Origin of the sequence: Agathobacter rectalis ATCC 33656, from assembly GCF_000020605.1 — a bacterium.
GTDB classification, from domain to species: domain Bacteria; phylum Bacillota; class Clostridia; order Lachnospirales; family Lachnospiraceae; genus Roseburia; species Roseburia rectalis.
In genome coordinates this window covers 211,212-223,812 of the sequence record NC_012781.1, presented here as the reverse complement: position 1 = coordinate 223,812, position 12,601 = coordinate 211,212, and the positions used below count along the sequence as shown (strand labels likewise).

Sequence of the window (12,601 nt, the reverse complement as noted above, 5' to 3'; positions counted from 1 at the left end):
GCTCACGCGGGAGTGTACCGTGCCCCATGGCAGGGCGGCGGTTCCCGACTTTCGTCCCTCATGTTGTGGCTCAATCACTTACACGCGTGAAAAGTTCAAATGCATTTGCACGGGTTTTGCGCTCTACCTCATCAGGCGTAGTGCCTTTGATTTCTGCTATCTTTGATATTACATATGGAATGTTTGACGAATCATTCCTCGTGCCTCGATGTGGCTCCGGAGCCATGTATGGACAATCTGTCTCAAGAAGGATTCTATCAAGTGGAAGCTCTGACACTGTCTGTACCAGCTTCTTTGCATTCTTGAAAGTTACGACACCTCCAACTCCGATATAATACCCCAGCTTTACATACTCCAGTGCCATCTCCGGTGAATAGGAATAGCAGTGTATCACGCCGCGGATATCCTTTTTTGCTGCCTCTGTCATGATTTCCATGGTGTCCTGTGCTGCATCACGCGAGTGGATGATAACCGGCAGCGATGCTTCTGCTGCAAGCTCAAGCTGACGCTTAAACCAGTAGCGCTGGTTTTCCTGCACCTTTGGCTCCTTATCCCAGTAATAGTCCAGTCCGATTTCCCCGACTGCAACAGTCCTTTCCCATGCAGTCTGTTCCCTAAGCCATGCAAAGGTTTCCTCGTTTAAATCAGCTACGTCGCTTGGATGCACTCCAACCGCTGCATATATAAAGTCATATTTCTTTGCAAGCTCTATTGTAGTCATGGTAGAGCCAATAGAAGCCCCGACATTTATTATCGGGGCAACTCCTTTTTCATGGACGCGTTTTATTGTTTCATCACGGTCGTCCTTAAATCTGTCATCATCATAATGGGCATGTGTTTCAAATATCATTAATTACTGTGTCCTTCCTCCGCCCAAAGCTTATCGGCACAAGGCTTCCATGCCTGCGCATACTCCTTACACTTGTTGCACAGATGCTCTGCGCTCTCAGGTGACTGCAAATCAGTTGATTTTGCCCCTGTTTCCTTTACGAGCCGCTGTAAGATCTCAGGATTTTCAAGCATAGGACATGGTCTGTAGTGATTCTCATTAAATGGCTGGTTATCATGATATGCCATGAAAAGCGGCTGTTTCAAAATCTCAAGCATGCTGTGTGTACGGATGTTGGCTCCTGAGTAGTGGATAAATACACATGGCTCAGCATCACCGTTGGCATTGATATGGAAGTAGTTTCTTCCTCCTGCGATACAGCCTCCGACAAACTCGCCGTCGTTCTGGAAATCCATTGTGAAAATTCCCTTGCCGCTTGTCATATTTCTGATTTCACGGACACGGTCCTTGATGTAAAGCCTCTGCTTAGGGTTTGGTAAGAGTTCCAGTGATGCATCGTTTCCGACAGGCATATAGTGGAAGTAAAGCGCATAGCGGCAGCCCTTTTCCACAATCATGTCGATAAACTCATCACTGGTAACTGTCTTATAGTTCTTTGAAGTGTAACATATTGATGTACCGAAAACAAGTCCGTTTTCCTTAAGCAAATCCATTGCATGCATAACCTTTGCAAATACACCTGTGCCTCGTCTTAAGTCGTTTACCTCTGAGAAGCCCTCAAGACTTATTGCAAGGTACAGATTTCCGATACGCTTTAAGTCTGCGCAGAAGGCCTCATCCACGAGTGTGCCGTTTGTGAATGCCAGAAATGCACAGTCGTTGTGCTTCTCACAGAGCTTAACAAGGTCTGCTTTTCTGACAAGAGGCTCTCCTCCTGTGAACATATACAGATATACTCCAAGCTCCTTGCCCTGTGTTACAACCTTATCCATCTCATCAAAGGTAAGGTTCAGCTTGTGGCCATACTCTGCTGCCCAGCAGCCTGTACAGTGCAGATTGCAGGCACTTGTCGGATCCATAAGAATGAGCCATGGCACATTGCAGCCATACTTTTCACGATTTTTACGGATGGTTTTTGTGCCGTAAACAAATGCCTCAAAGCCCAGATTGAGCGCGATTGTCTTTAATACATGAGGATCTATCTCGTTGATAAGACGATGCATGTACTTGTTGAGCGTGCAGTCCTTATCACAGATCATCTTGCGCGCACTGTCATAGTTTAAATCAATCTTCTCATCGCCCATAAATTTCTGCCACATGTCGATAAGCTTTACAACCTCTGTCTCCGGGTCCTTGCAAAGTCCTTTTACAATGTTGTCACATATTTTTGATGCAGCAAGTCTCGCTGCCTGATGTCCTAAATTTCCCACTTTGTATTCCTCCTTATTGTTTCAACGGTATTTCTGACGACAAATAAATTTAGTATTCCGTCAAGACTCAAATTCAGTCCTATTAATCTCACTATCATGCCTGCGGTCTCAAATGGTGTCACAAGAAGCAGTATTCCCACAAATGCCACTACAAACGACATCACGAGTATGAGCCACCATCTCTTGATGCCAAAACGCTTTGCTTCCACTGCAGTCTGTATCTTGAACGCTCCATCTACCAACATAAAAATGCCTATTGCTGTAGACAATATCTCTATAATATACTCAGTTTTTTTAATAATTATGATTCCAAGCACTATTGAAACTATCCCAAGCGCCAGGTCAAACTGAAACGCAAGCTGAAATAAATCCTTTGCAAAATATCCGGACAACTTTGTCACTCCGTATACTATGAGAAACACTCCATACACCACGCACAAAGTCCTAAGTCCAAGCTGTGGCGCAAATAACAAAGCTGCCCCCAATGCAATCAGGCATATTGTCATGACAGTGTATGCATTTTTCACACGTACCAATGTGTGCATAAAGTATCTCCCTCCTTTTTGTCTGCTATTCTAATCCACCATAATCGTCTTTAAAATGGACAAAAAAATAAGAGTGTCTGAAATTCAGACACTCTGTCAAATCTGTTCGAATTATTTTGTCATACAATATCCGCCTGCCTACAGACAGCACTCAATCATATCATAAATTGTGGCATCGAAAGAGTCACCTATTCTCTTAACAATATCTCTGTTGTATTGGCTTTTTGACAGTCCAACGCCATTTGCCGTAATGTTCTCAGGCAAACGGCTCATCATACTGCCTCTCTCAATCCACTTAATTGTACTGCCCACGATTCCGTTGCTGTAAAACGCCGTGATAAAAGCAATGTCACTATCATCCAGGCTGTAGCCCTCTGCCTTTTCCAACACAAAGCGGCGCACCACCTGCGTAACCACGGCATCCAGATATGTCCTTAATACCCTGCCGTTTTCCGATGCATAAATGTGCATTATCGCCTCGCGGTTATTAAGAATAAGGGCAGCGACTCTGGCATATGCATCATGAAATGTCACGCCTTCCTTTGCCTCATCCATCACAAGCCTGACCTCGTCCTCAAATATGGCCTCAAGCACATCATATATGTCCTTGAAATAATAGTAAAATGTATTTCTGTTTATCTCACACTGCTCGCATATATCCTTGACTGTAATCCTGTCAAGCGGTTTGTTTTTCAGTATATGTAAAAAAGTCTGCATTATGGCTTTTCTGGTAAATGTTGCCATGTGTATATCTCCTGCTATGCTGTGCCTGCTGTGCTGCTGTTCACATTAAGGTATGAACAATAACATCGTGTCTCCCTCACTCAGCGTGCGCGTATTATACATAAACCATACTCTCAACCGCCATTATATTAGATTGTTATATTTTTGTCAAACTATGTCTCCGTGTAACTTCAAACTAAATTCAAAGGCCAACACCAAAAGAAAGAAACATATCCATTAAAATCCAAAGTCTGCATAATCCTGCGGCAGAAATCTATGATAAATAATATGGCAGCCCTCATCATGGAAGCAATAGTAGTATGTGTCATCCGGCTCATTTAAGAAGCGGATGTAGCAGTCAAACTCGCCGTTTTGCATATCCTTTTTCTCGATATTGTCCGAGTATTTGTAAAACAGCTCAGTTATCTGCTCCATGGTGCAGCCATGCGTGCCGACAAGTGCAATCAGCTCACTTATAAACTCGTTGTCAGCTGTGTTTTCATGCACATACTCACTGCCCTCAGGTGGTATCTCTATGCAGAAACGCTCATTTTTTGCGGTGACCTTTATCTCACCTATGGTGTCAGTAAGCTGTTTTGGCAGGTTGTTTGGAGCAAGGATTTCAAGCATCTGCTGCTCTGAAATCATGCCGGTTGCAATTTTATTATCAGCCCCTGCGCACTCAAAGAAATGTCTGAGCGTGGAAAGAGGATAATACAGTCTGACTATTTCCTTCCTGTAGCCAAGCTTTGCCTGCTGCTCCTTTACAATGTCAATAAGGCTCTTCGCTAGACGAGCGTAACCGGTGGCGCTATAATCGCTGCTGTAATTGTCTCTATAATCGCCGCTGTAATTGCCTTTATAATCGCCACTATAATTCACTTTGTCGTCAAAATCGCTTGTTTTCGTCATACCGATAGCTTCTCTTCCTCCCGGCTTTTAAGGTTTTTCTAGGGCATGCTCACCTTATCGAGTATTCCTGTCAGGTGTGCTATAGCCACGCCATAGTTTGTCATCGGCACATGCTGAGTGCGTGCCCTGTCTATTCTTGATAATACATATTTTCTGTTAAACATGCAAGCACCGCACTGAATAACGAGATCGTACTGAGAAAGATTATCAGGGAAGTCTGTACCGCTTGTAATATCCACGGTAAGCTCCTCACCGACACGCTTTCGAAGCAGGTTCGGAAGCTTCACCCTGCCTATATCCTCTGCAAGAGGCGCATGTGTACAGCACTCTGCGATAAGCACTCTTGAGGATGGCTTTAAGGCATCAATTGCCCTTGCGCTCTCCACATAATATGGCAGATCACCCTTGTATGCTGCAAAAAGCACTGAAAATGATGTGAGCATACTCTCCGCCGGTTTGTGCTCGTACACATAGCCAAACACCTGTGAATCTGTCACGATGAGCTTTGGCGCGTGAGATAATGCTGCAAGCGCATCTGTCATTTTGTCAGTCGTCGTGCTCATCACAAGACATTTTCTATCGAGCAATTCCCTGAGTGTCTGCACCTGTGGCAATATGAGTCTGCCCTTTGGCGCCTGGATATCCTGCGGCATAACAAGAAGCACCAGGTCTGTCTGAGAAACAAGGTCTCCCAGGATAAATTCCTGTCCGAAATCCTCAGGCAAAAGGCGTGTGAGTGCAGAGATAACGGCATCCATTCCCTTGCCCTTTAATGCGCTGACTGCTACAACCTCAAAGCTATTGTCTGCATTTTTGCCCATCACAGCACTGTTTTCCTCATAAACCCAGCACTTCGCGGCCTCTATTGCAGCATTGTCAAGCTTTCCCCTGCTCTTTTCCTGAGCCTCTGCGGAAAGCAAAATCTCGTCTATCTTGTTTAAGGCAAATACAACCGGAGTATGTTTTTTTGCAAATAGCAGGCTCCACTCTGCCTCATCCTTAAAAGCCTTTTTAAATGGTACCCCTGCCTTCTTTGCAGCAATGACCTCTGCAATATCAAGCACTACAACGGCTATGTCTGTCTTCTCTGCTGCCAGATGGGTCTTTTCCACTCGTCTTTCACCAAGCTCACTGTCATCATCAAAGCCCGCCGTATCAATAATCACGCACGGTCCGAGCGGATGTATCTCCATCGGCTTGTACACAGGGTCGGTTGTCGTACCTGCCACGTCAGCTACAATGGAAACCTCCTGCTTTGTAACCGCATTTATCAGAGATGACTTACCACTGTTTGTCTTTCCGTATATACCTATATGAAGTCTGTTGGCAGAAGGCGTCTCATTCAAATTTCCCATATTTCCTCCTTTAGAAACGGAAATCACGCTTTCCGTCTGCAATATCATGTATATGCTCATAGCAGGTCTGCTTAACCTTTGGATTGGTAATCTTTTCTATTTCCCTATCGATGAGCTTCATTCCAAGCTCTCTTGTCTGCGGGCTTGCATAGTCCTCGAGATACTCCTTAAGTGTCATGAGTGCGTTCGGATGACAGCAATTAAGTATCTGCATGCTCTTGCACAGTGCCATAAAACGGTCTCCCGTTCTGCCTTCTCTGTAGCAGGCTGTACAGAAGGACGGAATATAGTCCATCTTCATAAGCCAGTTTACCACCTCGTCAAGTGTTCTCTGGTCGCTGACATCAAACTGCTCCGATGTTGCCTCTGCATTTTTCTCAGCCTCCGGGTCTGCATAGCCTCCAACACTTGTCTTTGATGCGCCGCTGATCTGTGAAACACCGAGCGGCAGAACCTTTTCACGGACAGTCTGGCTCTCACGGGTTGAGATTATCATTCCTGTGTATGGCACTGAAATACGGATAAGTGCGCATATTTTGGCGAAGGTATCATCACTGATGCCATTGTCAAATACATCCGGGTCTATATCATCTGCGTGCTTTATACGCGGCACACTGATGGTGTGAGGACCTACACCGTGCACTGCCTCAAGGTGCTCTGCATGCATCAAAAGTCCTGCAAACTCGTACTTGTATTTGTCCAGTCCGAAAAGTACACCAAGTCCCACATCGTCAATGCCGCCCTCCATAGCACGGTCCATTGCCTCTGTGTGATATGCATAGTCATGTTTTGGTCCTGTCGGATGAAGCTGCTCATAGCTCTCCTTGTGATATGTCTCCTGGAAGAGTATGTAGGTTCCGATTCCTGCCTCCTTGAGCTTTCTGTAATTCTCCACTGTAGTGGCAGCGATATTTACATTTACACGGCGGATAGCTCCGTTTTTGTGCTTGATGCTGTAGATTGTGTTGATACACTCGAGAATATACTCAATCGGATTGTTTACAGGGTCCTCTCCTGCCTCGATTGCAAGACGCTTGTGTCCCATATCCTGAAGGGCTGTGACCTCCTTTACTATCTCCTCCTGAGTGAGCTTCTTTCTCGCAATATGCTTATTTTTCATGTGATATGGACAGTAAACACAGCCGTTCACACAATAGTTTGACAGATAAAGCGGTGCAAAAAGCACGATTCTGTTTCCGTAGAAATCCTTCTTTATCTGCTGTGCAAGCTTGTAAACCTCGTCAAGCTTCTCCGGAATCTCACAGGCTAAAAGCACTGATGCCTCTCTGTGTGTGAGTCCTTTTTTTAGCTTTGCTTTCTCGATAATCGCATCGATAAGCCCTATATTATTTTTGTTTGCCTCTGCGTATTCGAGAGTCTCTTTGATTTCCTCGTCTGAAATAAATTCTTCAGCCTTTAATGATTTTACGTTATACATTTTTATCTCCTTCTATATCCTGGTGTTGTTTTATATTTATTAATCGTAACTATTAATCAAAAATTTGCGTAGTCCCCACGCGACACCACCACCTGATAGCCGATGCTCTTCATCCGGTTTTCCATACAGTAGCGGCACTCTGCCGCCTCATCTCCGGTGCAGATTTTATTGTCGTAGAGCTTGTATTTGTCACGAACATTGACCGGTGAGAGGTTTGGCATCACAACATTGGCACCCGACTGTATACCCTTTTCCCTGCCGAGCGGATGGATTGTGCCAAGCGCTGTTGTGGCAGGCAGCAGCACTTTTGGATGTATGAGCCTGATGATTGAAAGCAGGCGAAGCGTCTCATCCATCGTACCTGACTTCTCGTTTGCAAAAGGTGTATCCTTCTGCGATATGAACGGACCGATTCCAACCATGTGAGGCTCAAGCTCCTTTATAAACTGCAAATCCTCGTACAAGGTCTCCACTGTCTGTCCCGGCGATCCGACCATGAAGCCGCATCCCACCTGATATCCTATCTCTTTCAAATCCCAAAGGCACTGCTTTCTGTTTTCAAGTGACATCTCTGCCGGATGAAGCCTACTGTAATGCTTTTCATCCGCAGTCTCATGGCGCAGCAGATATCTGTCTGCCCCTGCATCAAAATAGCTCTGATAGCTCTCCTTTGACTTTTCTCCGATAGAGAGTGTAACTGCGCAGTCCGGATACTTTGCCTTAATCCCGGACACTATCTCACAGATGCGCTCATCCGTGTAATACGGATCTTCACCTCCCTGCAGCACAAAGGTACGAAAACCAAGCTCATAGCCGCTCTCGCAGCATGCCATAATCTGCTCCGTACTCAGGCGGTAGCGGTCCGCGTGAGTATTGCTGTGCCTTATGCCGCAGTAGAGACAGTCGTTTTTGCAGTAGTTGGTAAACTCTATCAGCCCTCGTATAAAAACCTGATTGCCATAGGTCTCGTGTGCTTTCTCAGATGCCCTCTTTCTAAGGTAATCAACTGCCTGCATATCATCCGTTTCAAGCAGCATATGCAGCTGCTCGAGGGTGATATTCCGGCAGGCCGTAATTTCATCTATAATTTTTATTATTGCTGTATTGTCAGTCATGCTTTCTCCTGTAGTCTGGTCTGCTTTATTTATTAGAGTAAACTGTCTTCACTCCTATGCCATCCAGCCTGCCAATCCTGCCGGACAGAGCACTGATAATATCCTGTGGTGCGTCAATCGCCACACTGATGATATTCACGTTCTTTTTCTCGTATGGGATACCCATGCGCCCAACAATGAAGCTGCCGTACTCATGCAGCAGATGATTAAGCTGCTCAACCGAATCCGGATTTTCAACTATAATGCCGATTAGGGCTATTCTTGTTTCCATGCGTTACTCCTTATATCTTGTATTTAATATGAACAAAGCTCTTTGTTCACTAAAAGAAGGGTGCACTTCGCCGGAAGTACACCCTTAATCTCAAAATGTTCTTCCTCCTCATACGTGAATCAACTATCATCTGCTCACAGTATTTGGTGTCAGTGACTCTGAATTATGACATCAGAGCCTTCAATGTCTGCAGGCTTGAAGAAAGAGAGCTGTTATCAGCATGTCTCGCTTCTTGCGTGCTATCTAATATCTAATCTGATTGTATCATGTCTAAATCATTTCAACAACATTATATCTGCTTGTTTCCCGAAATATACACTATTTTGGGACAAAAAAAGAACAGCCATCGTTCTGCTGTCCTTTAGGAGAAGGTATTTTACTATGGGGATAGTAAAAATATATAATGTATTGGGGGGTTTTTACGTTAATTATAGTATCACGTGTCATGAAAAATGTCTATTATCGTGATGCACAAACTTGCATAAATTCTCGATTATTTTTTATGCAATATGTATATCATTGATTTAAGATAATCATTTGGTTACAATTACAGCCCATTAAGAATTTCAATATTTTTGAAAAGAAATCTACTTACAAGTTGACTTTTTTAACCTAAAGGAAGAAAATAGAAACATAAATTGGAAGGAAAGGAGCGGACTCTCATGAAGAAAATACTGGTTTTACCACTGTTGCTTTGTCTTATATTCTGCTCCTTTCTAAGTCTCGACAAAAATCTGGACGAATTTGATCCTGACCGCACAGCATACGGTTCATACGATCACAGGGTTGTCTGGGGCTCTTATGCCTCTTCTGATAAGGCCGCGCTTCCACAGCAGGAAGTTTTGGACTCACGCGCAGTACTTTATTCAGAGTCAGATATGTCGGCACTCATGGATTGCCAGTATATAGAAGAAATACCTTCTTTTCCTGCAGTCATATGCCGCATCCGTACCTCTTCGCTTGGTTTTCTAGGCAGGCTTACATCCAATTTAAGCTGGCTGGGTGCGTTACTCCAGTTAATACATATTATTTTATTCGCATATGCCGCTATCGTGGTCATGCGCATATGCCTCACAAACACGAGCCGGCGCTTTATTATCCGTTTTATCCACGACAAGGATGGGCATAAACTAATTTCCTTCGCTGATTATTTCAAAACTCGCGCATATGCGGAGGAAATATAACTTAGATACATTAAATAAACATTTTCTCCGCGTCATGCTGACAAAGTAAAACGGAGGATTTAAAATGCTTGAAACAATAATAATTGTCGTGTGTGCTGCCGTTTGTATCGGCGCTGCAGCCTATGCCTGGTGGATGGAGAACGGTCCTGAGAAGGACGACAGTGATGCAGCCGGAAAGAACAGCCATAGCCATGCTTATACCAGATGCGACAGCAATATCAAGGATGATATTGTCTTTCACAAAGCACACAAATAATGATAACATTTATCAACATTAGTAACTATAAACCTAAATAAATTATCTCACCCAATTCGTCATGCATCATCTTTAACCCGGATGATTTATGGCAGAACAAAACGAGCCGCAATCCTGTTGGTATCAGGATTGCGGCTCGTTTTTATATTTCTGTATCTTCACCTCTGCAAAACGATGTGCTAAATATTAAGCATATCGCTGAGCTCCTTAAGTGCTCCGTCTGTCTCATGTGCAAGAACCTTCTTTGCAAGCAGCTTTCCAAGCTGAACACCTTCCTGGTCGAAGCTGTTTACATTCCATAAGAAGCCCTGGAACATAATCTTGTTCTCAAAGTGTGCAAGGAGTGCACCAAGAGATGCAGGATTTACCTGGTCTCCGATGATGATGCTTGAAGGACGTCCACCCTCGAAGTTCTTGTTCTTGTTGTCGTCTGCCTTACCACATGCAAATGCAACAATCTGAGCTGCTACGTTTGCGCAGAGCTTCTGCTGGCTTGTGCTGTCCTGGATGACTACATCTGTGTCAAGCTGGTTGTTCTTGAAGCCGATGAACTGGAGTGGCACAATATCTGTTCCCTGATGAAGGAGCTGATAGAATGAGTGCTGTCCGTTTGTTCCAGGCTCACCAAAGATAACCGGTCCTGTCACATAATCTACAGGCTCACCGAAACGGTTAACCGACTTGCCGTTTGACTCCATATCAGCCTGCTGTAAATGTGCAGGGAAACGGCTGAGTGCCTGTGAGTATGGAAGCACTGCTGTGCTAGGATATCCGAGTACGTTTCTCTCGTAAACACCGATGAGTGCGTCAAGCATCTCAGGATTCTCCATGATGTTTGCATTCTTTGAAAGCTTATCCTCTGCTGCTGCTCCGTCGAGGAACTGTGCAAATACTTCAGGACCGAATGCAAGTGAGAGAACTGCTCCACCAACTGCTGATGTTGATGAGTAACGTCCTCCGATGTAATCGTCCATGAAGAAGGCTGCAAGGTAATCATCACTCTTTGCAAGTGGTGATGTCTCGCTTGTTACGGCAATCATGTGCTTAGAAGCATCAAGTCCTGCGTTCTTTAATGCATCCTTTACGAATGACTCATTTGTAAGAGTCTCAAGTGTTGTACCTGATTTTGATACTAATATGAAAATAGAGTGAGCTACGTCAACTGATGCAAGTACGCTTGCCGCATCATCAGGGTCAACATTGCTGATGAATTTGGCTTCCATCTTGAATGTATTGTTTTTCTTTGCCCAGTTCTCAAGTGCTAAGTACATAGCACGAGGTCCTAAATCGCTTCCGCCGATTCCTATCTGAACAACTGTTGTAAACTTCTCTCCTGCTGCGTTTGTAATCTCGCCTGAGTGAACCTTGTTTGCGAACTCAGCGATTCTCTCCTGCTGCTCTACGTAGAATTTACGCTTGTCAACTCCGTCTGCCACTACAGCATCTCCGAGCTGTCCACGGGTAAGCTGGTGAAGAACGAGACGGTTCTCACCTGTATTGATAACAGCACCATTGTAAAGTGCCTCAAATTTCTCTGTAAGCTGTGCCTCCTTTGCAAGCTTTGCAAGTGCCTCAAGCACATCTGCGTCCACCTGCTTTGCAGCGAAGTTGTAAGTGAATCCTTCTGCCATTGGGATGTTGTACTCCTTGACACGCTTAGCGCCATTGTCTCCTGACATGGCCTCTTTTATGTCAACACGTCCCACTTTAGAAAGCTCCTTGAAGGATTCCAGGGTATCCAAGTTGTTCCAGGTAATCATTGCGATTTCCTCCTTATCATTTAATCTTATTTTCACCAATCGCATAAATTATACTATCAATCATTTTTAAGTTCAAGAGCTGAGAAACTTTATAAGTAAGTTTTTCGATAAAATTTGTATTTTGTTTTGTTCGTGTGCGAATATGCACTTTTTATGTAAAATCAGTAACTATTCAGATCCATACTCATCCTGCGCATGAATGCCCATCTTCCTATCGGAGGCATTCACATATTTCTTTGTTCTTTTTTATTTCGTCGTATGTCAAAATAATTTATTCCGTTTTCTTTCATTTTATGTGTAACTATATGCGTCTAAGCTCAGCCAGACAGATGCACACAAATCCAAGCATTCCTGTAATACCGCCTGCCGTGAAAGCGATATTGAGCACTGCCTTTACAGCCATCACTCCACACAGCTTAGCAAGTGCAAATGCCACCGCAAAGCCAAACACAAACGATACTGCTGTACCAAGAAGTAATATTATGTATCTGTATTTTGTTATCATTTCTTCGTCAAACATATTTTCCTCCATCAAATCGGCTATCAGAAATTTTCATCACTATTCAGACCCCCACGCACATTCGCAAAACCGCACGATACTCGTGCTTTACCGCTGCTACGCAGCTAATTTTGCTCATATGTGTGGGGGTGGCTCTATTCGAGCCACCTTGAGAACAAAAAAACTGCCGCTTACATGCAAGCATGACGCATCAGCTTTTTTGTTCTCAGTGGTTCTGAATAGTTACTTTTAATAATATATCATTCTAATGAAAATATACTGTCCGCGTTATGTAAAATTTGTTGGAAATTGTTGTAATGCAG

The 12,601-nt window shown here is 44.1% G+C and carries 13 protein-coding genes; 2 read left to right on the top strand and 11 right to left on the bottom strand.

The features are described 5' to 3' along the window. Nucleotides 1-70: 70 nt before the first annotated feature. The 9 genes from EUBREC_RS01085 to EUBREC_RS01045 form a co-directional block, all read right to left on the bottom strand. Complete coding sequence (locus EUBREC_RS01085; RefSeq protein WP_012741166.1) at nt 71-850, bottom strand: TatD family hydrolase; 780 nt, start codon at nt 848-850, stop codon at nt 71-73. Next, nucleotides 850-2,220, bottom strand: coding sequence for a radical SAM/SPASM domain-containing protein (locus tag EUBREC_RS01080; RefSeq protein ID WP_012741165.1), 1,371 nt, complete (start codon nt 2,218-2,220; stop codon nt 850-852). Before EUBREC_RS01080 ends, EUBREC_RS01085 begins: the two co-directional genes overlap by 1 nt. Beyond that, nucleotides 2,208-2,765 (bottom strand): HdeD family acid-resistance protein, encoded by a 558-nt coding sequence (locus tag EUBREC_RS01075; RefSeq protein ID WP_012741164.1) that lies wholly within the window; start codon nt 2,763-2,765, stop codon nt 2,208-2,210. The genes EUBREC_RS01080 and EUBREC_RS01075 overlap by 13 nt, the downstream gene beginning before the upstream one ends. 138 nt (nt 2,766-2,903) lie before the next feature. Further along, nucleotides 2,904-3,509 carry a TetR/AcrR family transcriptional regulator gene (locus EUBREC_RS01070; protein WP_012741163.1) on the bottom strand — a complete coding sequence of 202 codons (606 nt, stop codon included), beginning with the start codon at nt 3,507-3,509 and terminating at the stop codon, nt 2,904-2,906. Between the two features lie 216 nt (nt 3,510-3,725). Further along, complete coding sequence (locus EUBREC_RS01065; protein ID WP_012741162.1) at nt 3,726-4,400, bottom strand: DUF3877 family protein; 675 nt, start codon at nt 4,398-4,400, stop codon at nt 3,726-3,728. 38 nt (nt 4,401-4,438) lie between these two features. Beyond that, nucleotides 4,439-5,755, bottom strand: a complete 1,317-nt coding sequence (gene hydF / locus EUBREC_RS01060) for a [FeFe] hydrogenase H-cluster maturation GTPase HydF (protein WP_041253780.1) — start codon at nt 5,753-5,755, stop codon at nt 4,439-4,441. Between the two features lie 10 nt (nt 5,756-5,765). Then, nucleotides 5,766-7,193 (bottom strand): [FeFe] hydrogenase H-cluster radical SAM maturase HydG, encoded by a 1,428-nt coding sequence (hydG, locus tag EUBREC_RS01055; RefSeq protein WP_012741160.1) that lies wholly within the window; start codon nt 7,191-7,193, stop codon nt 5,766-5,768. Nucleotides 7,194-7,249: 56 nt separating this feature from the next. Further along, nucleotides 7,250-8,308, bottom strand: coding sequence for a [FeFe] hydrogenase H-cluster radical SAM maturase HydE (gene hydE, locus EUBREC_RS01050; protein ID WP_012741159.1), 1,059 nt, complete (start codon nt 8,306-8,308; stop codon nt 7,250-7,252). Nucleotides 8,309-8,333: 25 nt separating this feature from the next. Further along, nucleotides 8,334-8,579 (bottom strand): TM1266 family iron-only hydrogenase system putative regulator, encoded by a 246-nt coding sequence (locus EUBREC_RS01045; RefSeq protein ID WP_012741158.1) that lies wholly within the window; start codon nt 8,577-8,579, stop codon nt 8,334-8,336. 662 nt (nt 8,580-9,241) lie between these two features. On the opposite strand from EUBREC_RS01045, the gene EUBREC_RS01040 reads away from it, so the two are divergent. Further along, complete coding sequence (locus EUBREC_RS01040; RefSeq protein ID WP_012741156.1) at nt 9,242-9,763, top strand: hypothetical protein; 522 nt, start codon at nt 9,242-9,244, stop codon at nt 9,761-9,763. 64 nt (nt 9,764-9,827) lie between these two features. Further along, complete coding sequence (locus tag EUBREC_RS01035) at nt 9,828-10,019, top strand: hypothetical protein (protein ID WP_012741155.1); 192 nt, start codon at nt 9,828-9,830, stop codon at nt 10,017-10,019. 179 nt (nt 10,020-10,198) lie between these two features. Here the strand turns inward: EUBREC_RS01035 and EUBREC_RS01030 are convergent, their stop codons facing one another. Together EUBREC_RS01030 and EUBREC_RS01025 are read right to left on the bottom strand one after the other, a co-directional pair. Then, nucleotides 10,199-11,779 (bottom strand): glucose-6-phosphate isomerase, encoded by a 1,581-nt coding sequence (locus tag EUBREC_RS01030; protein WP_041253778.1) that lies wholly within the window; start codon nt 11,777-11,779, stop codon nt 10,199-10,201. A gap of 301 nt (nt 11,780-12,080) precedes the next feature. Next, nucleotides 12,081-12,299: a hypothetical protein gene (locus tag EUBREC_RS01025; protein WP_022293766.1), complete on the bottom strand. Its 219-nt coding sequence runs from the start codon at nt 12,297-12,299 to the stop codon at nt 12,081-12,083. Nucleotides 12,300-12,601 lie beyond the last annotated feature (302 nt).

Excerpts from the sequence above, each read along its gene's own strand:
- EUBREC_RS01085 (WP_012741166.1), bottom strand. The coding sequence starts at position 850 with ATGATATTTGAAACACATGCCCATTATGATGATGACAGATTTAAGGAC.
- EUBREC_RS01075 (WP_012741164.1), bottom strand. The coding sequence starts at position 2,765 with ATGCACACATTGGTACGTGTGAAAAATGCATACACTGTCATGACAATA.
- EUBREC_RS01070 (WP_012741163.1), bottom strand. The coding sequence starts at position 3,509 with ATGGCAACATTTACCAGAAAAGCCATAATGCAGACTTTTTTACATATA.
- EUBREC_RS01065 (WP_012741162.1), bottom strand. The coding sequence starts at position 4,400 with ATGACGAAAACAAGCGATTTTGACGACAAAGTGAATTATAGTGGCGAT.
- hydF (WP_041253780.1), bottom strand. The coding sequence starts at position 5,755 with ATGGGAAATTTGAATGAGACGCCTTCTGCCAACAGACTTCATATAGGT.
- hydG (WP_012741160.1), bottom strand. The coding sequence starts at position 7,193 with ATGTATAACGTAAAATCATTAAAGGCTGAAGAATTTATTTCAGACGAG.
- hydE (WP_012741159.1), bottom strand. The coding sequence starts at position 8,308 with ATGACTGACAATACAGCAATAATAAAAATTATAGATGAAATTACGGCC.
- EUBREC_RS01045 (WP_012741158.1), bottom strand. The coding sequence starts at position 8,579 with ATGGAAACAAGAATAGCCCTAATCGGCATTATAGTTGAAAATCCGGAT.
- EUBREC_RS01040 (WP_012741156.1), top strand. The coding sequence starts at position 9,242 with ATGAAGAAAATACTGGTTTTACCACTGTTGCTTTGTCTTATATTCTGC.
- EUBREC_RS01035 (WP_012741155.1), top strand. The coding sequence starts at position 9,828 with ATGCTTGAAACAATAATAATTGTCGTGTGTGCTGCCGTTTGTATCGGC.
- EUBREC_RS01030 (WP_041253778.1), bottom strand. The coding sequence starts at position 11,779 with ATGATTACCTGGAACAACTTGGATACCCTGGAATCCTTCAAGGAGCTT.
- EUBREC_RS01025 (WP_022293766.1), bottom strand. The coding sequence starts at position 12,299 with ATGTTTGACGAAGAAATGATAACAAAATACAGATACATAATATTACTT.